At 70.0% G+C, this 20,205-nt stretch carries 17 protein-coding genes; 9 read left to right on the top strand and 8 right to left on the bottom strand.

Annotated features, from left to right (window positions below):
* Positions 1–86: 86 nt before the first annotated feature.
* Positions 87–1,112, top strand: coding sequence for an Lrp/AsnC family transcriptional regulator (locus ACIBJB_RS33575; RefSeq protein ID WP_398936263.1), 1,026 nt, complete (start codon positions 87–89; stop codon positions 1,110–1,112).
* Positions 1,113–1,131: 19 nt separating this feature from the next.
* Here ACIBJB_RS33575 and ACIBJB_RS33570 read toward each other — a convergent pair whose 3' ends face one another.
* The 4 genes from ACIBJB_RS33570 to ACIBJB_RS33555 are packed head-to-tail and all read right to left on the bottom strand — an operon-like array spanning position 1,132 to position 5,693.
* Complete coding sequence (locus ACIBJB_RS33570; protein ID WP_398936261.1) at positions 1,132–2,490, bottom strand: GH1 family beta-glucosidase; 1,359 nt, start codon at positions 2,488–2,490, stop codon at positions 1,132–1,134.
* A gap of 20 nt (positions 2,491–2,510) precedes the next feature.
* The gene (locus tag ACIBJB_RS33565; protein WP_398936726.1) at positions 2,511–3,350 is read right to left on the bottom strand and encodes a carbohydrate ABC transporter permease; all 840 of its coding nucleotides are present in this window, start codon (positions 3,348–3,350) and stop codon (positions 2,511–2,513) included.
* Between the two features lie 13 nt (positions 3,351–3,363).
* On the bottom strand, positions 3,364–4,371 hold the full coding sequence (locus tag ACIBJB_RS33560) for a carbohydrate ABC transporter permease (protein WP_398936259.1): 1,008 nt from the start codon (positions 4,369–4,371) through the stop codon (positions 3,364–3,366).
* A 5-nt stretch (positions 4,372–4,376) separates the two neighbouring features.
* On the bottom strand, positions 4,377–5,693 hold the full coding sequence (locus ACIBJB_RS33555) for an ABC transporter substrate-binding protein (protein ID WP_398936257.1): 1,317 nt from the start codon (positions 5,691–5,693) through the stop codon (positions 4,377–4,379).
* Positions 5,694–5,853: 160 nt separating this feature from the next.
* Between ACIBJB_RS33555 and ACIBJB_RS33550 the strand changes: the two genes are divergently transcribed.
* Positions 5,854–7,113, top strand: coding sequence for an ROK family protein (locus ACIBJB_RS33550; protein ID WP_398936255.1), 1,260 nt, complete (start codon positions 5,854–5,856; stop codon positions 7,111–7,113).
* 37 nt (positions 7,114–7,150) lie between these two features.
* Here ACIBJB_RS33550 and ACIBJB_RS33545 read toward each other — a convergent pair whose 3' ends face one another.
* Positions 7,151–7,444, bottom strand: coding sequence for a putative quinol monooxygenase (locus ACIBJB_RS33545; protein WP_306977870.1), 294 nt, complete (start codon positions 7,442–7,444; stop codon positions 7,151–7,153).
* Positions 7,445–7,459: 15 nt separating this feature from the next.
* Entirely contained in the window at positions 7,460–10,021 is a 2,562-nt protein-coding gene (locus tag ACIBJB_RS33540) for a GH32 C-terminal domain-containing protein (protein ID WP_398936252.1), read from the bottom strand.
* 317 nt (positions 10,022–10,338) lie between these two features.
* Here ACIBJB_RS33540 and ACIBJB_RS33535 point away from each other — a divergent pair, with 317 nt between their 5' ends.
* The 4 genes from ACIBJB_RS33535 (at position 10,339) to ACIBJB_RS33520 (ending at position 14,458) form a co-directional block, all read left to right on the top strand.
* Positions 10,339–11,355, top strand: coding sequence for a sugar ABC transporter substrate-binding protein (locus ACIBJB_RS33535; protein ID WP_398936250.1), 1,017 nt, complete (start codon positions 10,339–10,341; stop codon positions 11,353–11,355).
* 147 nt (positions 11,356–11,502) lie between these two features.
* A complete protein-coding gene (locus tag ACIBJB_RS33530; protein ID WP_398936248.1) occupies positions 11,503–12,516 on the top strand; it encodes an ABC transporter permease in 1,014 nt (337 codons plus the stop codon).
* On the top strand, positions 12,513–13,349 hold the full coding sequence (locus ACIBJB_RS33525; protein WP_020120685.1) for an ATP-binding cassette domain-containing protein: 837 nt from the start codon (positions 12,513–12,515) through the stop codon (positions 13,347–13,349). Before ACIBJB_RS33530 ends, ACIBJB_RS33525 begins: the two co-directional genes overlap by 4 nt.
* A gap of 77 nt (positions 13,350–13,426) precedes the next feature.
* Positions 13,427–14,458, top strand: coding sequence for a LacI family DNA-binding transcriptional regulator (locus ACIBJB_RS33520; RefSeq protein ID WP_398936246.1), 1,032 nt, complete (start codon positions 13,427–13,429; stop codon positions 14,456–14,458).
* 4 nt (positions 14,459–14,462) lie between these two features.
* Here ACIBJB_RS33520 and ACIBJB_RS33515 read toward each other — a convergent pair whose 3' ends face one another.
* Together ACIBJB_RS33515 and ACIBJB_RS33510 are read right to left on the bottom strand one after the other, a co-directional pair.
* Positions 14,463–15,509 carry a CU044_5270 family protein gene (locus ACIBJB_RS33515; RefSeq protein ID WP_398936244.1) on the bottom strand — a complete coding sequence of 349 codons (1,047 nt, stop codon included), beginning with the start codon at positions 15,507–15,509 and terminating at the stop codon, positions 14,463–14,465.
* The gene (locus ACIBJB_RS33510; protein ID WP_398936242.1) at positions 15,506–16,144 is read right to left on the bottom strand and encodes an RNA polymerase sigma factor; all 639 of its coding nucleotides are present in this window, start codon (positions 16,142–16,144) and stop codon (positions 15,506–15,508) included. Before ACIBJB_RS33510 ends, ACIBJB_RS33515 begins: the two co-directional genes overlap by 4 nt.
* A gap of 149 nt (positions 16,145–16,293) precedes the next feature.
* On the opposite strand from ACIBJB_RS33510, the gene ACIBJB_RS33505 reads away from it, so the two are divergent.
* The 3 genes from ACIBJB_RS33505 (at position 16,294) to ACIBJB_RS33495 (ending at position 19,924) form a co-directional block, all read left to right on the top strand.
* Entirely contained in the window at positions 16,294–17,637 is a 1,344-nt protein-coding gene (locus ACIBJB_RS33505) for an MFS transporter (protein WP_398936240.1), read from the top strand.
* Positions 17,634–19,010, top strand: a complete 1,377-nt coding sequence (locus ACIBJB_RS33500) for an alpha/beta hydrolase family protein (RefSeq protein WP_398936238.1) — start codon at positions 17,634–17,636, stop codon at positions 19,008–19,010. The genes ACIBJB_RS33505 and ACIBJB_RS33500 overlap by 4 nt, the downstream gene beginning before the upstream one ends.
* A 62-nt stretch (positions 19,011–19,072) precedes the next feature.
* On the top strand, positions 19,073–19,924 hold the full coding sequence (locus ACIBJB_RS33495) for a PaaX family transcriptional regulator C-terminal domain-containing protein (protein WP_398936236.1): 852 nt from the start codon (positions 19,073–19,075) through the stop codon (positions 19,922–19,924).
* The last annotated feature ends 281 nt before the right edge of the window (positions 19,925–20,205 follow it).

The raw sequence follows: 20,205 nt of genomic DNA, 5'->3' as shown, positions 1-20,205 counted from the left end.
CCATGACAGCACAGTGAGAGATTCTCTAGAGTCAGTGTGTAACAGTGGGATTAACCGGCGAGCTTCCGCGGTCTAACCTGTGCGCTATGACTCGCCCCCTGCTCGACGAGCTCGACCGGCGCCTGATCGGGGCGCTGCATCTGGCACCCCGGGCCACCTGGGACGACATCGGTGCGATCCTGTCCGCCGACGCCAGCACCCTGAAGCGCCGCTACGACCGTCTGCACGAGGCCCGGATGGTCCGCGTCATCGGACAGGCCGACTGGGGCATGCACTCCACGACGATGCCGATCCACGTGTTCTTGGACATCACCGGCGAAACTCCGCTCGCCGTCCTCGACCGGCTGCGTGACCTGCCCCATCTCCAGCTCCTGGCGCAGATCTCCGGCGACTACCCGCTGTACGCCGTCGTGCACGCCCCCTCCGAGGCGGCCACCAGCGAGGCGATCGACCGGATGTTCTCCGTGTCCGGGGTCCGCCGCGTCAACGCCCTGCCGGCGCTCAGCACCCTGCGCCGGGGCATCACCTGGGACCCGCAGTTCCTGACCGACACCGAACGCGCCGAACTGCTGAAACTCACCGGCGCGCAGCCGGAGGGCACCGCGACCGCGACACCCCCCGCGAAGCCCCTGAGCGAGTCCGAACGCACCGTGGTGGCCCTGCTGCTGCAGGACGGCCGGGCCTCCGCCGCGAGCATCGGCCGCGCGGCCGGGCTGGCCACCTCCACCGCGCATCGCGTGGTCCGCCGGGTCCTGGACGAGCAGTGGGTCAAGCCACGCCTGGAGATCGTGTCGGAATGGCTCGGCTTCGAGACCCCGTTCATGCTCCGTCTACGCGTGGCTCCCGGCGAGACTCCCGAGGCCATGCGCCGCATCGACCGGCTCCCCCAGACCCGCCTCGCCGCCCACGTGGCCAGCGACATGTCCGTCCTCGCCACCGGTCTGGTCACCGACCGCTCCGCCCTGGCCCGCTTCATCGACGACGAGTTGGCGAAGATCCCCGGCATCATCACCGTCAGCGTCGACGTCATGCTCGCGGAGCCGCGCCGCTACTGGCTGGACCGGGACCGGGTGTCGGGTCTCGGGGAGTTCCACGCGCCGACATTGCTCTGAGTCGAAGAAAGGGGCCCGATCAGGCAGCCCTACGCCCCCTCTCCCCGTGCGCCCGGATGATGTCCCCGTACCGATACCCCGTCCCCTTGATCGTGCGCCGCTGCGTCGCGTAGTCGACGTGGACCAGGCCGAAGCGCTTGTCGTAGCCGTAGGCCCACTCGAAGTTGTCCAGCAGGGACCAGGCGAAGTAGCCGGCCAGGGGGGCGCCCTTGCGGGCGGCGGACGCGCAGGCGGCGAGGTGGTCGATCAGGTACCGCTGGCGTTCCGGGTCGTCGATCGTCCCGTCGGGGCGTACGACGTCGGGGTAGGCGGAGCCGTTCTCGGTGACGTAGAGCTTGCGGGCGCCGTACTCGTGCGTGAGGCGGAGCAGAAGGGTCTCGATGCCGTTCGCGTCGATCTCCCAGTCCATGCCGGTGCGGGGGACGCCGGGGCGGGCGACCTGGCGGGCCCGTGGGGCCGGTCCGGTGGGGTCGTCGGCGACGGTGACCGGCATGTAGTAGTTGAGGCCGAGCCAGTCCAAAGGCGCGGCGATCACCTGCAAGTCGCCGTCCCGCTCCGGGAGTTCGACGCCGTAGACCTCGCGCATGTCCGCCGGGAAGCCGCGGTCGTGGATCGGGTCGAGCCACCAGCGGTTGGTGTGGCCGTCCATGCGGCGGGCGGCGGCGAGGTCTTCCGGGGCGTCGGTGGCCGCGTGGATCGTCGAGAGGTTGGTGACGATGCCGACCTGGGCGGACGGGGACGCGGCGCGGATCGCCTGTGTGGCGAGACCGTGGCCGAGGAGGAGGTGGTAGGAGGCTCGGACGGCGGCCGTGAGGTCGGTCAGGCCGGGGGCCATCTTCCCCTCCAGGTGGCCGATCCATGCCGAGCACAGCGGTTCGTTGAGCGTGGCCCAGTGGTTCACCCGGTCCCCCAGTCGTCCGGCCACGGCCGAGGCGTACGCCGCGAAGTGCTCCGCGGTCTCGCGTGCGGGCCAGCCGCCGCGGTCCTGGAGCACCTGGGGCAGGTCCCAGTGGTAGAGGGTGACGGACGGGGTGATGCCGGCTTCCAGCAGGGCGTCGATCAACTGGTCGTAGAAGTCGAGGCCCTTGGGATTGACCGGGCCGTCCCCGCCCGGGATCACGCGCGGCCAGGCGACGGACAGGCGGTAGGCGTTGGTGCCGAGTCGGCGCATCAGGTCGATGTCCTCGCGCCAGCGGTGGTAGTGGTCGCAGGCGACGTCGCCGGTGTCGCCGCCCGCGACCTTGCCCGGGGTGTGCGAGAAGGTGTCCCAGATCGACGGCGAGCGGCCGTCCTCCGCCACGGCTCCCTCGATCTGGTAGGCCGCCGTGGCCGTGCCCCACAGGAAGTCGTGCGGGAGTGCGGCGAGGTCGATGCTCACGAAAGTCCTTTCACGGTCGGTCACTTGACGGCGCCCGCCGTCAGCCCGGCGACGAGATAGCGCTGGAGCAGCAGGAACCCGGCGACCACGGGGACGCTCACCACCAGCGAGGCGGCCATGATCTGGTTCCAGTACACGTTGTTGAGCGTGGAGTAGCCCTGGAGGCCGACGGCGAGCGTGCGGGTGGTGTCGTTGGTCATCACCGACGCGAAGAGCACCTCGCCCCAGGCGGTCATGAAGGCGTAGACGGCGACCGCGACGATCCCCGGGATCGCGGCCGGCACGACGACCCGGAAGAGCGCGCCGAACGGCCCGCAGCCGTCCACCAGCGCGGCCTCGTCCAGATCGCGCGGCACCGAGTCGAAGTACCCGATCAGCATCCAGATCGAGAACGGCAGGGAGAAGGTCAGATACGTCAGGATCAGCCCGCCCCGCGAGCCGAACAGGGCGATTCCGGTGGCGTTGCCGATGTTGACGTAGATCAGGAAGAGCGGGAGGAGGAAGAGGATCCCGGGAAACATCTGCGTGGACAGCACGGTGACCGTGAAGACGCGCTTGCCGCGGAACTCGTAGCGGCTGACGGCGTACGCGGCGAACACCGCGATCACCACCGAGCAGACGGTCGCCGCGCCCGCCACAATCAAGGAGTTCACGAAGTACCGCGCGAGCGGGATCGTCGACCAGATGTCGATGTACGGCCGGATGGTCAGCCGGCTCGGCAGCCAGTGGAACTCACCCGTCACGTCCGCGAGCGGCTTCAGCGAGCTGGAGACCATGACGTAGACCGGCACCAGGACGAAGCCGGTGAGCAGGGTGAGGAAGATCCGCCGGGACCAGAAGAACGAGCGCGGCGGTGCCATGGGCGAGCGGGGGCTAGACATCGGCCGGCTTCCTTCCCCGGGAGGTCAGCAGGAGGTAGACGCCCGTCACCACGAGCAGGAACAGCAGCAGGAGTACGGACATGGCGGAGCCGGTGCCGAAGTTCCAGGTGACGAAGGACGCCTGGTAGATGTGGACCGAGATCAGGTCCGCGGCCTCCGGGGCCGACTTGCCGAACAGGACGAACGGCGTGTTGAAGTCGTTGAACGTCCACAGGAACAGCACCAGGACCAGCACCTGGTTGACGGGCCGCAGGGACGGGAGCGTGATCCGGCGGATCTGCTGCCATATCCCGGCGCCGTCCAGGGCCGCCGCCTCGTACAGCTCGCCGGGGATGTTCTGGAGTCCGGCCATGACGATAAGGAAGGCGAACGGCCAGCCCTTCCACACCGAGACGGTCAGCAGCGCCCAGAAGCTGTTGTCGCCGATGAGCCAGAAGGACGGCTTGTCGGTGAGGTGGAGCTGGTCGTGCAGGACGTGGTTCACCAGGCCGTTGTCGTGCTGGAACATGAACACCCAGGTGATGACGGCCGCGTAGACCGGCAGGGCGTACGGCACCAGGAACAGGGCGCGCAGCAGGCCCCGGCCGCGGAAGGGGTCCTGGAGGTAGACCGCCGCCGCGGTGCCGAGCAGCCAGCACAGGCCGACCGACAGCAGCGTGAAGGCCACGGTGACGAGGAAGGAGTGCAGCAGCGCCTCGCCGACCGGGGCGTCGAAGTCCACCGACACCTTGTAGTTGTCGAGGCCGGACCAGGGCGCGGCGCCCCAGTCACGGATGTAGAACTGCGTGAGCTCCTTGAAGCTCATCACGATGCCGATCACCATCGGCACCAGGTGGACCAGGAGTTCGAGGAGCAGGGCCGGCAGCAGGAGCAGGTACGGCAGGCCGATGCGGCGGATCCTTCCGGGGCGGCGGGGACCGGGCTTCGCCGCCCCGGAAGCCCCGGAAGCCCCGGAAGGGTTCTCGCGCACGGCTGCCTCCGCGGACGCGGTGGTGGTCATCGTGCTCACTTCGCCGGCATCTGCTGCTGGGCCTTCTCCAGCGCCGCCTTCACCGACTCGGTGGTGACCGCGCGTCCGGCGGCCGCGTCGGCGAACAGGTCCTTGACGGCGGTCCCTACGGCCGTCTCGAACTGCGACTCGTCGGCGACCTGCGGGAGCGCGGCGGCGCTGGTGGCGAGGGTGTTCTTGAGGACCGCGTTGGGGCCCGAGCTGAAGGCGGAGTCCGCCTGGACGGTCTTCACCGGCGGGATCGAGCTGTAGGCGGTGTTGAGGATCTTCTGCTCGGCGTCGCCGGTCATGAACTTCACGAACTTCTTGGCACCGTCGATGTTGTCGGTGTTCTTGAAGACGGCCAGGTTGATGCCCATGACGGCCGAGTTGACCTGGGTGCCGGGACCCGGGGTGCCGGACTGCACGGGCACGGGTGCGATGCCGTACTTGTCCGCGCTCATGCCCTGGGACTCGAGGTTGGAGGACGCAGACTGCCACAGCAGCATGGCCTGCTTGCCCTTGGCGAAGTCGCTCACCGACTGGTTCTGGGCGTACTCGGCGTCGCCGGTCGGTATGACCTTGTCCTTGGCCATCAGGTCGACGTACTGCTTGACCGCGGCCACCACGTTGTCGTTCGTGAAGTCGGGCTTGCCGTCGGAGGTGAAGAAGTCACCGCCGTGCTGCTGGGCGAAGACGAAGACGTGGTGGATGTTCTCCGACAGGTTCGCGCCCTCCGCGCCGAGCGCGGACTTGCCCTTGGCCTGGATCTTCTTGCCGTCGGCGACCAGTTCGGCCCAGGTGGCCGGGGGCGCGGTGATGCCGGCGTCGGCAAAGATCTGCTTGTTGTAGTAGAGGGCGTAGGCCATCGAGTAGAGCGGGACCGCGGCCGGGTCCTGGCCCTGGGCGCCGGTGGAGCCGAGCGCGGAGTCGACGAAGCGGTCCTTGCCGCCGATCGCGGCGAAGTTCTTCGCGTTCCAGGGCAGCAGCGCGCCGGTGGCCTGGAGGGAGGCGCTCCAGGTGTTGCCGATGTTGAGGACGTCGGGGCCCTGGCCCGAGGTGGTCGCGGTGAGGATCCGGTTGAGCAGGTCGGACCAGGGGACGACCTCGACCTTGACCTTGATCCCGGTCTGCTTCTCGAACTTGTCGAGTTCGGGCTGGAGGACCTTCTTGTCGACCTCGATGCTGGCACCCTGGTTGGAGGCCCAGTAGGTCAGGGTCTTCGGTGAGTCGTTGGACCCGCCGCTCGTCGACGAGCCGCCGCCGCAGGCGGTCACGAGAGTCATGAAGGAAACGGTGACCGCACCGGCGGCCGCGGCTCGGGTTCTGCGCATGGCTCTGGTGTCCCTTCCAGGGGAGGCCTCCGAGTGCGTTCGCTTCTCGAACACCGTCCCGGAGTTAATTTATGGCGTGATTTAAGACGCGAAGGAAAGTCGCGTCAAGGGTCGGCGCAGCGGTATCTTGCAGGTCGAGGCGGCGGCGGAAGGGATCCACATGGCGGGGCACAACGGGCGGACGGTGCGTGACCTGCGACGGGGCAACCGGGCCGCCGTACTGCGACGGCTGTATTTCGACGGGCCGATGAGCCGCTTCGAGCTGGCCCCGGCCACCGGTCTGAGTGGCGGCTCCATCAGCAACGTCGTCGCGGAACTGATCGAGGACGGCCTGGTCGAGGAGGCCGGCACCGTCGAGTCCGACGGCGGCCGCCCCCGCACCCTGCTGCGCGTCGCCCCCACCGGCGGCCACATGATCGGCGTCGACGTCGGCGAGACCCGCGTCCGCGTCGAGCTCTTCGACCTCACCCTCACCGAACTCGCCCGCACCGAACGGCCGCTGGAGCACCACGGCTACGACGTCGAGGTCGTCGTCGGCCACATCCGTGACGGCATCGCCGAGGTGCTCGCCGACACCGACATGGCCCACGAACAGCTCCTGGGCGTCGGCATCGGAGTCCCCGGCATCGTGGCCCGCACCCCCGGGCAGGGCGCGGTGGTGCACGGCCAGACGATGGGCTGGGACGCCGTACCGCTCGAGTCCCTGCTGCGTTCGACCTGTGAACTCCCCGACTCCGTCCCGTACTTCATCGACAACGGCGCCCGCACGCTCGGCCAGGCCGAGCTGTGGTTCGGCGCCGGCCGGGGCTGCCACAACGCGGTGGTCGTCCTCTTCGGCTCGGGCATCGGCGCCTGTCTGGTCACCGAGGAGGTGCAATACGGCCGCCCCCTGGAGTGGGGACATGTCACCGTGCAGGTCAGAGGACGCCGCTGTCGCTGCGGCGCGCTGGGCTGTCTGGAGGCCTACGCGGGCGCGGGGGCACTCGTCGACCGCTGGCGTGAGGCGGGCGGCCACCCACCGGAGGACGCCGACGAGGAGACCGCGCTGGCCGCGCTGCTCGCCGCCGCCCACCCGGCGGGGGACACCGAGGCCGACCCGATGGCCCTCGCCGTCCTGGAGGAGACGGCCGAGTACGTCGGAGCGGGCCTGTCCGACCTGGTCAACCTCTTCCAGCCCGAACGCATCCTCATCGGCGGCTGGGCAGGACTCCAGCTCGGCACCCGCTTCCTGCCCGCCGTACGCCGGTACGCCGACGCGTACGCCCTGCGCCACCCGGCCGAACGCGTCTCCATCGACCTCGGCAAGCTCGGCCCCGACGCGGTCACGGTCGGCGCGGCGAGCCTGCCCCTCGCCGACCTCTTCGCCCGGGGCGGGCGGGCCACCGAACGCGAGCGTGACCGCGAGAGCGCGACCGGCTGACCCGGCCGGAACGCGGGTCCCTCGCGGCCCGGCCCTCTCAGGCCACCGGGTCGAGGAACGTCAGTACGGACGCCGTCTCCTCGATCAACGGAGTGAGCGCGGCGTTGAACGGGCCGCCGTACGGGGCGTTCAGGTGCGCCTGGAAGGCGTCCTCGTCCCGGTACACCTCGAAGATCCAGAAGGCGCGTGGGTGCGCCGCCTTGGTGTAGACGTCGAAGGCGAGGTTGCCCTCCTCCGCACGCACCTTGCCGGCGTACTCCACGATCATGCGGGCGACCTCGTCCTGCGCTCCCTCACGGGCGGTGAACTCGGCGAGCAGGGTCTTCTTCACGTTTTCGTGTCCTTGTCAGTCGCGGTAGGAGCCGAGGTGCCGGACGCGTGCGCGGTCCAGCTGCACCGAGCCGTTCTCGGCGAAGACCTGCACTCCCTGGCTGTCGGGGTCGGGGAAGATCTGGTCGGTGATCACGGCCTCGCCGCTGCCGCCGAAGACCTCGACGGAGGACCAGTCGACGAGGATCCGCAGCGTGACCTTGCCGTTCTCGGCCTTGAGCGGTGCCCGCTGGACGCCGGGGAAGGCGCTGCTGAAGTCCGAGGCACCGGAGCGGGTCCGGTCGACGTACAACTCCTCGGTCGTGGTGTCGTAGCCGATGACGGTCTCCTCTCCCCTGGCGCCGGTGCGCACCTTGAGGCCGAAGCGTTCGGCGTTCCGGAGGGAGAAAGTGGCCTCGATGTCGAGTGCCTTGCCCCGCGCGTCCGGGCCGGTCAGCGGCTGTGAGGCGCTGGTGACGGTGACACCGGTCGCCGTCGCCGTGGGCCCCTCGCGCAGGGAGGCCAGGCCGGCCACCGGTTCGCTGGTCAGTCGCACACGGCCGTCCACGGTGCGCAGTGCCATCCGGCGCGGGACACTCTGTGCGCCGCGCCAGGGCGAGGTCGGAAGGGAGCCGCCGTACTCCCAGTCGTTCATCCAGCCGATCATGTACCGCTCGTCCCCCGGGGCGTCCTCCCAGGACACGGCCGCGTAGTAGTCCTTGCCGTAGTCGGCCCAGTCGGCGCGCTGCACGACGGACTTCGCGGGAGCGGCCGCGGTGGTGAACCGGTCGGCCATGATGTGGCCCCAGCCGCCGGTGTTGTTGTCGACGATCTGGATCCGGGCCTGCCTGCCCGCGTAGGGGCGCAGGTCGAAGGAGGCCCAGTCCAGGGTCTCGCTGTCGGAACCGGTGGCGCTGCGGACGACTTCACCGTCGATGAGCAGGTTGACGGAGGTCTCCCGGGAGACGGGCCGGGCCCGGGTGTCGGACAGCACGACGTGGTCGACGTTGAGGTGTCCCCAGCCGCCGGTGTTGTCGTCGACGACCCGGATCCGCGCCTTCTTCCCGGCGAGGTCGCGCACGTCCCAGGAGGCCCAGTTCAGCGTCTCGCTGTCGCTTCCGGTGGCGCTGCGCACGACCTGCCCGTCGACGAGGAGCTCCATCGCGGTCGGCTGGTCCGAGCCGGCCGGGTGGTTGCCGCCGCCGATGAGGAAGTCGACGTAGTCCCTGTCGAGGGTGAACTCGGGTGAGGTGAGGGTGCCGGTCGTGGCGTCGCCGTTCAGGTAGCTGTTGACCAGGCCGTCGCCCAGCCAGCCGGTGACCTCCTGCTGGCCGGGGAGGGTGCCGGTGGCCGGTGCGGTGCCGAAGGCGTCGCCGGTCGTCGTCCAGTCGCCGTATGTGCCGTTCTCGAAGTCGGCGAGGACCGTTCCCTGCGGTGTGGCTTCCCGTTCCGGCACGGTCCCGTCCTGGTGCGGGTGGTTGCCGCCGCCGACCTTGAAGTTCAGATAGCGGCTCGCGACCGTGAAGGGCTGCGAGGTGAGGGTGCCGGTCGCGGAGTCCCCGCCGTGGAAGCTGTCGGCGAAGCCCTTGCCGTCGTATCCGGTGACCGCTCCCTGTCCGTCCAGCGCGCCGGTCGCCGGTGTCTCGCCGAACGCCGTCCCGGTGGTCGTCCACGGGTCGAATCCGGTGCCCTCGAAGTCCTGGACGACCGTGCCGGCGGGCGGGGTGTAGCCACCCTTGTCGTCGGCGGTGAACTTCTTGCCGTCGAAGTCGCCCACGAAGTACTGGGCGCCCGAACCGCCGGTGACACCACCGGGGTTGATGTTGACGACGAGGACCCACTTGATCTTCTTCGGGTCCCCGTCGGCCGCGAGCGGGAACAGGTCGGGGCACTCCCACACCCCGCCGGTCGCACCCGCAGGACCGAACTCGCTGAGCTGGTCCCAGTCCTTGAGGTTCCTGGACGAGTAGAACCGCACCTTGTGCTCGGCGGACAGCGACACCGTCATCAGCCAGCTCCTGGTCGGCGCGTACCACTGCACCTTCGGGTCGCGGAAGTCCTTCGAGCCGATGTCGATGACCGGATTGCCCCGGTACTTGGTCCAGGTACGGCCGCGGTCGGTGCTGTAGGCGAGCGACTGGGCCTGGGTGCCCGTGCTCTTGTCGTGGCTGGTGTAGATCGCCACCATGGGCGGGTTCTTCCTGGTGCCGAACCCGGTCGTGTTGTTCCGGTCGACGACCGCGCTGCCGGAGAACACCATCTCCTTGTCGTCGTGCGACAGGGCGAGCGGCAGCTCCTTCCAGTGCACGAGGTCCTTGCTGACCGCGTGCCCCCAGGACATGTCTCCCCAGGAGCTGCCGCTCGGGTTGTACTGGTAGAAGAGGTGGTATTCGCCCTGGTAGTACACGAGGCCGTTGGGGTCGTTCATCCAGTTCTGCTGCGGTGTGTAGTGGAACTGGGGCCGGTAGGTCTCGGTGTACGACCGGGTGCCGGCCGCGGCGGCCTGCGGGGCGAGCGGGGTCGCGGACAGGGCGCAGACGGTCGCCGCCGCCGCGATCATCCGTGTGCGGGCATGCCGGGATACACGTCCAGAAGTCATGGGTCTCCTGTGGTGGTGACGCCCTGGGACCGGCGCTGTCCTCCGCGGCGCCGGCAAGGAATGTCAGCGTTGACCTATGTCATCGTTGACACCGAGGCCTGATGATGAATGCAATCCGCACGGCTCGTCAACGGTTCGGGCACGAAGCGGGCGGCTGACTCATCGTTGCGGACTTGTGACGCGCGCGGGGCATTGACGTTGCCGGGAGACGGGGTCATCATCCTCGGCAGTGTCAACGATGACATAAGTCAACGATGACACCTCGGGACGGCATGCCCCGATGCCGCCGCTCGCCCGCAATCCCGCTGGAGTCGTTCATGTCTCGCATCCCCCGACTGCCTTCCTCCCTGCTCAGAGTCGCCGCGTGCACGTCGGTCGCGGCCCTTGCCCTGACGGCCTGCGGTTCCGGCTCCGGATCGGGCTCCACGAGCTCGGGATCGGGCACGGTGAAGGTCGGGCTGATCACCAAGACCGACACCAATCCGTTCTTCGTGAAGATGAAGGAGGGCGCGGAGAAGGCCGCCAAGAAGGACGGCGTCCAGCTCATGACCGCGGCGGGCAAGTTCGACGGAGACAACGCCGGTCAGGTCACCGCCATCGAGAACATGGTCGCCGCCGGTGTGAAGGGCATCCTGATCACCCCGAGCGACTCCAAGGCGATCGTGCCCGCGATAGCCAAGGCCAAGGCCAAGGGCGTGCTGGTCATCGCCCTGGACACGCCGACCGAGCCGGAGAGCGCGGTCGACGCCCTCTTCGCCACCGACAACCTCAAGGCCGGCGAGCTGATCGGCGAGTACGCCAAGGCCGCGATGAAGGGCAAGACGGCGAAGATCGCCGCCCTCGACCTCGCGCCCGGCGTCTCCGTCGGAGTCCAGCGGCACAACGGGTTCCTCAAGGGCTTCGGCGCCACCGAGAAGGACGTGGCGTGCGCCCAGGACACGGGCGGCGACCAGGCCAAGGGCCAGACGGCGATGGAGAACTGCCTCCAGAAGGAACCCGGCATCAACGTCGTCTACACCATCAACGAGCCGGCCGCCCTGGGCGCGTACACCGCGCTGAAGGCCAAGGGCCGGGAGAAGGACGTCCTGATCGTCTCCGTCGACGGCGGCTGCACCGGCACCCAGGCCGTCAAGGACGGCAAGATCGCGGCCACGTCGCAGCAGTACCCGCTGAAGATGGCCGCCGAGGGCGTCAACGCCGTCGTGACGTACGCCAAGGACGGCAAGAAGGCGTCCGGTTACACCGACACCGGCGTCACCCTGATCACCGACAAGGCCCAGCCGGGCGTCACGTCCAAGGACACCGCCTTCGGCCTGGAGAACTGCTGGGGCTGAGTCCGGCCCCGGCGGACGTACGACATCGCCTCTCCGACGTACGACTTCGCCTCCCCCGAGCGGGGCGGCCGGCCCCGCACCTCCCCGACCCGGGGACGGCCGCCCCCTTGTCCCACCAGGACTTCTGTCTTCCGACAAGGACTTCGCATGACCGCCACGTCCACGCCTCCGAGCACCTCCTCGCCGTACGCCGAGCTCAAAGCGCCGACCACGGCCCGCAGGCTGCTCACGGCACCGACCACCGGCCCGCTCGTCGCCCTCCTTCTCGCCTGTGTCTTCTTCGCCGTCTCCTCCGACCAGTTCCTCACCGGCGGGAACTTCTCGCTGATCGTGCAGCAGGTCATGGTCGTCGGCACCCTCGCCATCGGCCAGACCCTGATCATCCTCACCGCGGGCATCGACCTGTCGTGCGGCGCGGTGATGGCGTTCGGCAGCATCGTGATCGCCAAGATGGCCGCCGAGGGCTCACTGCCCCCACTGGTCGCCATCGCGCTCGGCCTGGTCGTCTGCGGCGGCTTCGGCCTGGTGAACGGGCTGTTGGTGCAGAAGATCCCGCTGCCGCCGTTCATCGTCACGCTCGGCATGCTCAACGTGGCGTTCGCGCTGACCCACATCTACTCCGAGGAGCAGACGGTCACCAACCTGCCCGGCCCGCTGACGGCTCTGGGGCAGACCTTCCCGATGGGCCACACGGACATCACCTACGGCTCCCTCGTCACCATCGCCCTGTTCCTGCTGCTCGCCTACGCGCTGAGCAGCACCGGCTGGGGCCGGCACGTCTACGCCCTGGGCAACAGCCAGGAAGCCGCGCGGCTGAACGGCATCCGCACCTCCCGGCTGACCATCGGCGTCTACACCGTCGCCGGTCTCCTCTACGGCGTCGCCGCCCTGCTCCTCATCTCCCGCACCGGAGTCGGCGACCCGCAGGCCGGACAGACCGACAACCTCGACAGCATCACCGCCGTGGTCCTCGGCGGCACCAGCCTCTTCGGAGGCCGCGGTTCGGTCCTCGGCACCTTCATCGGCGTCCTCATCGTCGGTGTCTTCCGCAACGGGCTCCAGCTGATGGGCGTCGCCTCGATCTACCAGACCCTGATCACCGGAGTCCTGGTCATCCTCGCGGTGACCGTCGACCAGATGTCCCGGAAGAAGGCCCGATGACCGCCCTCGACTCCCCCACCCCGATCCTTCAGGCCCGCGGTCTCGTCAAGCGCTACGGCCAGGTCACCGCCATCGACGGCGCCGACTTCGACCTGCTGCCCGGCGAGGTGCTCGCCGTGATCGGCGACAACGGCGCCGGAAAGACCAGCCTCATCAAAGCGCTCACCGGTGCGGTGACGCCCGACGCGGGCGAGATCCGCCTCAACGGCGAACCCATCCAGTTCTCCGGACCGCAGAGTGCCCGCGCCCACGGCATCGAGACGGTCTATCAGGACCTGGCGGTGGCCGCCTCGATGGACATCGCCTCGAACGTGTTCCTCGGCCGCGAGCTCCGGCGCCCGGGTGTCCTCGGGAGCGTGTTCCGCATGCTCGACAAGAAGCGCATGCGCCAGGAGGCCGCCGAGCACATGGCCGACCTGAAGATCGGACTGCGCTCGCTGACCCAGTCGGTCGAGACCCTCTCCGGGGGCCAGCGGCAGGCCGTGGCGGTCGCCCGTTCCGTCGCCTGGGCCCGCAGTGTCGTCGTCATGGACGAACCCACCGCCGCGCTCGGCGTCAAGGAGTCCGGACAGGTCCTCGACCTCATCCGGCGGGTCCGGGACAAGGGCATGCCGGTCGTCCTGATCAGCCACAACATGCCGCACGTCTTCGAGATCGCCGACCGGATCCACGTGCACCGGCTGGGCCGGCGGGCCGCCCTGATCAAGCCCTCCGACTACTCCATGGCGGAGGTCGTCGCCATCATGACCGGCGCGCTCACCGTCGACGAGGCCGGCGGTACTGTCGTAGCGGATTCCGAGGCCGCGAAGGCCGCGGGCGTCCAGGCCACCTGACCACAGCACTCGACACTCGACGGCATCCGGCCGAGGCCGCGGCCGGAACCCGACGAGCACAGGAGACGGTTTTCTCCATGGCAGCGAACCGCCGCCCGACCCTGGCCGACGTCGCCCGCGAAGTGGGCGTCAGCGCCAAGACGGTCTCCCGCGTACTCAACGAGGACGGACCCGCGTCGGCCGAGACCAGGGAACAGGTGCTGGCCGCCGTGGCCAAACTCGGCTTCCAGCCGAACCTCATGGCGCGCAACATCCGCGTCGGCGGGCCCGACACCACCATCGGTCTGGTCGTCCCCGATCTCGGCAACCCGTTCTTCGGAGCGGTGGCCCGCAGTATCGAGGACACGGTCCGCGACCGCGGACTGACCCTGCTCATGGGCTCCTCGGCCGACGACCCGGACCGGGAACGCGCCCTGACGGACAAGTTCCTGGCCCGCCGCGTCAGCATCCTGCTGGTCGTGCCGTCCGTCGGCGCCGACCACTCCCACCTCAAGACCCACCGCGCCACAGGGCTGCCCGTCGTGTTCATCGACCGTCCCGGAGCGGGCCTGGCCGCCGACAGCGTCGTCAGCTCCAACCGCACCGGCGCTCACGACGGTGTCGCCCACCTCATCGCCCACGGCCACCGGCGCATCGGCTTCGTCGGTGACCTGCCGGTCAAGCTCTACACCCGCCGTGAGCGCCACACCGGGTACCGCGAGGCCCTGGAGCGGGCGGGCCTGCCCTACGACCGTTCCCTGGTCACCAACGCCCATGACCAGCAAGGGGCTTCGGCCGCGACCTCCCGGCTCCTCGGCCTGGCCGATCCCCCCACGGCCCTGTTCGCCGGCAACAACATCGTCGCTCTCGGGATAGTGGCCGAACTCGCCCGCAGCCGACGCAAGGACGTCGCCGTGGTCTCCTTCGACGACGTTCCGCTCGCCGAGGCGCTCGAACCGGCCCTGACCGTCGTCGCCCAGGCCCCCGAGGAGATCGGCAGCACGGCGGCGACCACGGCGCTGTCCCGCCTCGACGGCGACCGCACCCGGGCCCGGACCATCACCGTGCCGACACGGCTGATCGTGCGCGGCTCGGGCGAGCGGCCCGCCCCCCGGTTGCAGCGGGCCTGACCCGTCAGCCCGCCTGCCCCGGCACCTCCTTCATCTCGTTGACGACCGCCCGCTCGGTTATCGCGACGGTGAACGTCACGGTCCCCTTCTTGAAGGTGTCGCTCGGCTCGACCTGCACACTGCGCTCACCGAGGAACGCGTACGTCTTCTTGTCGAAGATCCACTCCGTGCGCTGCCCGCTCTGCTCGTCGAGCCGCGCGATCGCGACCCCGTGGCGCCCCACCGCGTCGACCGCGTCGTCCACCGCGACGACGCCGGGGATCTCGGCGGCGGCCTTGTAGAGCGCGGCGGTGAGGTTCGCGGGCGGGTAGCTCTCGGTCAGCAGGTCGCCGATGGCGACGAAGGCGGCCTGGTCGCGGGGGACTTCGGGATCCCGGTTGGCGTCCGACTCCTGGTAGATCTTGCGCAGCAGGGCCCCCGGTTCGGTGGGCAGCTGGGCGAGCCGGTGGTAGGCCGAGCGGAGCGGGTTCGGTCCGGCCAGGGTGATGCCGTCCTCGCTCGTGTTGCCCGGCTCGATCAGCCAGCCGTTCCTGCCGTCGGGGGACTGCCAGACCTGGCGGGAGTGCAGCTTCTCGCTGACCACCGTGGTCTTGTCGTCGACCGTCTTCGGGTAGGTGCTGGCGACCTTGGACGCGATGTAGAGGAACTGGTCGTCGCGCACGGCGGGTTCGGAGGTATCTGCGGCGGCCAGGGAGATGTGGTCGAGCAGGCGGTCGGCGCCCTGGGCGTCGGCGGCGCCGATCCGGGTCGTCAGGGCGGGCCCGGTGGCCAGCGAGGTGTTCGCGTCACCGCCGCCGGTCAGGGCGAGGCCGCCCACGACCGCGCCGGCCAGGGCGCAGGCCATCGCCGGCAGCAGGACCGCCCGGCGCAGGAACGGGTTGCGGCGCACGGGGGCGACAGCGGTGGTACGGAGGTCTTCGCGGATCTGGACCATCATCTGCTCCTTGTGGAACTGGTGGCGGCCCGCCGGCAGATCCCGCTCCACGGAGGGCAGAAGACCCTGGGTCTCCGTCCACTCGGCCGGGTGCGGCTGGGAGGGGCTGGCGTTCATCGGTTTCCTTCCTGTGCGGACCGGATCACATAGTCGCGATCACCTGTTATCTGCCGGTTCGGTGGGGTGAGTTCCCGTCTTTTTCGCGCCAGTTCGACCTCGGCGAGCTTGCGCAGCCTGGCGCGCGCCCGGGACAGCCGGGAGCGGACGGTCCCGACGGGGATACCGAGGGCGCGGGCGGCGTCGGCGTACTCCAGCCCCTCCCACAGGCACAGCACCAGGACCTCGCGTTCGGGGCGTCTCAGGGAGCCGAGCGCGGTCAGCGTGGCGGCGATCCGGCGCCGGTCGTCCACCCGCCCGGCGGTCTCCTCGGCGTGGTCGGCGACCTCGTCCGCTCCCGCCGCGGCCGCCGCGCCGGCCGCGGCCCGGTAGCGGCGGTTGCTGCGGTAGTGGGACCGGGCGACGTTCGTGGCGATGCCGAGCAGCCAGGGCCGTAGCGAGCCCCCGTCGGCCTCGATCGACGTCCGGCGCCGCCAGGCCTCCATGAACGTCGCCGCCATGACGTCCTCGGCCACGGACCAGTCGGCGGTCAGCCGGAAGGCGTGGTTGTACACCGAGCGGGCGCACTGGTCGTAGAGCTCCGCGAAGGCGTCCGGATCCCCGGCCCGTATCCGGGTTCGCATATCTGTGGTCACGCACTCAACTGCCCGACGGGATCACCGAGTTCCCGTGACACACGTCACAGTCCCCCATCACTTCCCTGTCAATGTTGTGCACTTTCTTGACGACGGTAAGTAGACCGCCTAATTTCGCGGTGTCCTTCCCCCGCTCAAGGGAGAGCGCGATGCCTCCGTCCCCCACCGCGTCAGAACGCACCCGCCAACTCCGCCGGGTAGCCCTCTCCGGACTGCTCGGCACCGCCGTCGAGTTCTACGACTTCCTCGTCTACGGCACCGTCGCCGCCCTGGTCTTCGGCGACCTGTTCTTCCCCGGCGCCGACCCCGCCGTGGGCACGATCGCCGCGTTCGGCACCTTCGCCGCCGGATATGTGGCCCGCCCGATCGGCGGCATCGTCTTCGGGCACTTCGGCGACCGCCTCGGCCGCAAGAACATGCTGCTGCTCACCATGGGCCTGATGGGCGGCGCCAGTTTCCTCATCGGGCTGCTGCCCACGTACGACACCATCGGCGTCTGGGCGCCGGTCCTGCTGATCACCCTGCGCGTGGTCCAGGGCATCGCCATCGGCGGTGAGTGGGGCGGCGCGACCCTGATGGTCGTGGAGCACGCGGGCGAGCGCCGCCGCGGCCTGTGGTCGAGCTTCACGCAGATGGGAGCCCCGCTCGGCTCCCTGATCTCCGCCGCCGTCGTCGCCCTGGTCTCCACCCTCCCCAAGGACCAGTTCGCGGCCTGGGGTTGGCGCGTGCCGTTCCTGCTGAGCGTGCTGCTGCTCGGCGTCGGCCTGTTCGTCCGTCTCCAGGTGGTCGAGAGCCCGCTGTTCGCCGAGGTGAAGAAGGACCGCGCCGAGTCGAGGCTCCCCGTCCTCGACGTCCTGCGCCACCCGAAGCCCGTGCTGCTGGCCTGCTGCGTGGGCATCGGCGCCTTCACCGCCCAGTCCCTGCTGACCAGTTACCTGATCTCGTACGCCACCGGCATCGGCTACCCGCGCCCCCAGGTGCTCACCGCGCTCACCGTCTCCGCCGCGGTCGCCCTGGTCGTGCTGCCCTGCGCCTCCGCGCTCTCCGACCGGATCGGCCGCCGCCCGGTCGTCCTCACCGGCGCGCTCCTGTCCGCCGCCACGGCCTTCCCCGTCCTCGCACTGGTCGACTCCAGGTCCTCGGGGGCCCTGATCCTGGCCGTGGTCATCGGCCACGGCATCTCCCAGTCGCTGATGTACGGCCCCCTCGGCGCCCTGTTCAGCGAGATGTTCGGCACGAAGGTCCGCTACACCGGCGCCTCGCTCGGCTACCAGGGCGCCACGCTGGTCGGCGCCGGCTTCTCCCCGATGATCGCCGGAAGCCTGGTCGCGGGCAGCGGCAACGGCACCCCGGTCGCCCTCCTGCTGTGCGGCGGCTCGCTCATCACCGCGCTGACCGTGTGGTTCGTCCGCGAGACGAGCCGTACCTCACTCGGCCAGGACCCCACCCCCCAACTCCCCACCACCCCCCACACCGAGGAGATCACCGCATGAGGCACGGCACCCGCATCGCCTGCACAACAGCCCTCCTGCTCACCCTCACCACCGCACCCGCGGCCACGGCCACGGCGGCCGACACGGACCCCACCCACGTGGACGGCCAACTCCCCTCCGGCGCCACGTACATGATGGACGTCCCCACCAACTGGAACGGCACCGTCCTCCTGTTCAGCCACGGCTACAACGCGGGCCCCGCCAACCCCGCCCAGGACGCTCCGGACGCGGCCACCAAGCCCCTTCTCCTCCAGCAGGGCTACGCCCTCATCGGCTCCTCGTACGCGTCCACCGGCTGGGCGGTCACCGACGCGGTCCCCGACCAGATGGCCACCCTGAAGGCCTTCACCACCCGTTTCGGCCAGGCCTCCCGCACCCTCGCCTGGGGACGGTCGTACGGCGGCCTGGTCACCACGGCGATAGCCGAGCGCCACCCGGACGCGATCGACGGCTCGCTCTCCATGTGCGGCCTGGTCCACGGCGGCGTCGCCAACTGGAACAACACCCTCGACCCGGTGTTCGCCCTCAAGACACTCCTGGGCTCCGACGTCCCCCTGGTGAACCTCCCGACCCAGCAGGCCGCCACCGACGCCGCGAACACCCTCACCGCCAAGGTCGACTCCGCCCAGTCGACGCCCGAGGGCCGGGCCCGTATCGCCCTCGCCGCCGCCCTCCACAACATCCCGGTCTGGAACGCCCCCACCCAGACCCGCCCCACCACCAACGACTGGGACACCCAACAGGCCAACCAGTACGACGCCGTCAAGGGCCTGCTGAAGATCGCCGCCTTCAACCGCCGCCAGGAGGCCGAGACCCGCGCGGGCGGCAACATGTCCTGGAACACCGGCGTCGACTACACGAGGCTGCTCGCCCAGTCCTCAGTCCGCAAGGAGGTCACCGCGCTGTACAAGAAGGCGGGCCTCTCCCTGACCAAGGACCTCACCGCCCTCAACCGCGCCCCGCGCATCACCGCGGACCCGGCCGCCGTCGCCTGGATGAGCTCCACCAGCAGCTTCACCGGCAAGCTGGCCAAGCCCCAGCTCTCCATCCACACCATCGGCGACCCCCTGGTCCCCGTCCAGACGGAGAGCGCCCTGCGCCGCGCGGTGACGGCCGCCGGCTCCGCCCCCCTCCTCCGCCAGGCGTACGTCGACAACGCCGGCCACTGCACCTTCAGCCCCGCCGAACAACTGGCCGCGCTCCACACCCTGGAGGACCGCGTGGCCACCGGCACCTGGCAGGGCACCGACCCGGCGTCCCTCAACACCCGCGCCACCGCGGCCGACCCCACCACCCCCACCCGCTACGTCTCGTACCGCCCCACCCCCTACCTCCGCCCGTACGACCTCGCGCACCCCTCCGACGGCCGTTGACCTCCCACGACCTTCCACGACCGCCCGCCGTACCGTCGGCGGGCGGCCGTACCCTTGCCCCCGTGGAGGACGACGACATCCTGGACACCGCGGACGGGCCGCAGCCGCGCCCGCAGTCGCTCATGCTCACCTTCTTCGGCAACCACGTCCTGGAGGAAGGGAACCTGGGCGTCTACTCGGGCAGCATCATCGACGTCCTGGGCCGCGTGGGCGTGGGTGAGCAGGCCGTACGTTCCACCCTCACCCGCATGGTCAACCGGGGTCTGCTCCAGCGTCAGCGCGAGGGCCGCAAGATGTTCTTCGGCCTGACCCCGCAGGCCACCCGCGTCCTGATCGACGGCCGCACCCGCATCTGGAAGCAGGGCGCCGTCAACGACGACTGGGACGGCTCCTGGACCCTGCTCGCCTTCTCCCTGCCCGACTCCTGGAAACGCCAGCGCCACGACCTGCGCTCACGCCTCACCTGGTCCGGATTCGGCGCCCTCTACAGCGGCCTGTGGATCGCCCCCGGCCACGTCGACGTCTCCTCGGTGGTCACCGACCTCGGTCTCACGGCCCACGTCAAGATCTTCCACGCCCAGGCCGCCGAGGTGACCGACATCGAGCAGATGATCCGCGACACCTGGGACCTGGAGTCCATCGCCGCCCGCTATGTCACCTTCGACAAGCGCTGGAGCGCCCACCTGGTCCACGGCGCCGACGACGACCCGATCGGCACCCGCCTGCGCCTGGTCAGCGACTGGCTCCGCACCATCCGCACGGACCCGAGACTCCCGTCCCGCCACCTCCCCCCGGCCTGGCCGGCCCGCCCCGCCCAGGAAACCTTCCACCGAGTCGCGAACCAGACCCACCCGGCACTGGAGGCGGCCCGAACAACTCTGGAGACAACACCTCTGCGCCAGGCGGGTGCCTAGGGGGGTGCCGGGTTCGGTAGTCGGGCGGGTGCGGGTAGGTGGGGGCTGGTCGCGCAGTTCCCCGCGCCCCTAGGGGGTTGCAGTCACCCGCGCTGGGCTTGGGCGGGGCGCCTAGGGAGGTGCCGGCTCGGGTTGTCGGGCGGCGACAGCCGAGTGGGGGCTGGTCGCGCAGTTCCCCGCGCCCCCAGGGGGTTGCAGTCACCCGCGCTGGGCTTGGGCGGGGCGCCTAGGGAGGTGCCGGCTCGGGTTGTCGGGCGGCGACAGCCGAGTGGAGGCTGGTC

This window comes from Streptomyces sp. NPDC050759, from assembly GCF_044456945.1.
Classification (GTDB): Bacteria; Actinomycetota; Actinomycetes; order Streptomycetales; family Streptomycetaceae; genus Streptomyces.
The sequence above is the reverse complement of the archived record's forward strand: the minus strand, read 5'-3'. Positions and strand labels throughout refer to the sequence as shown.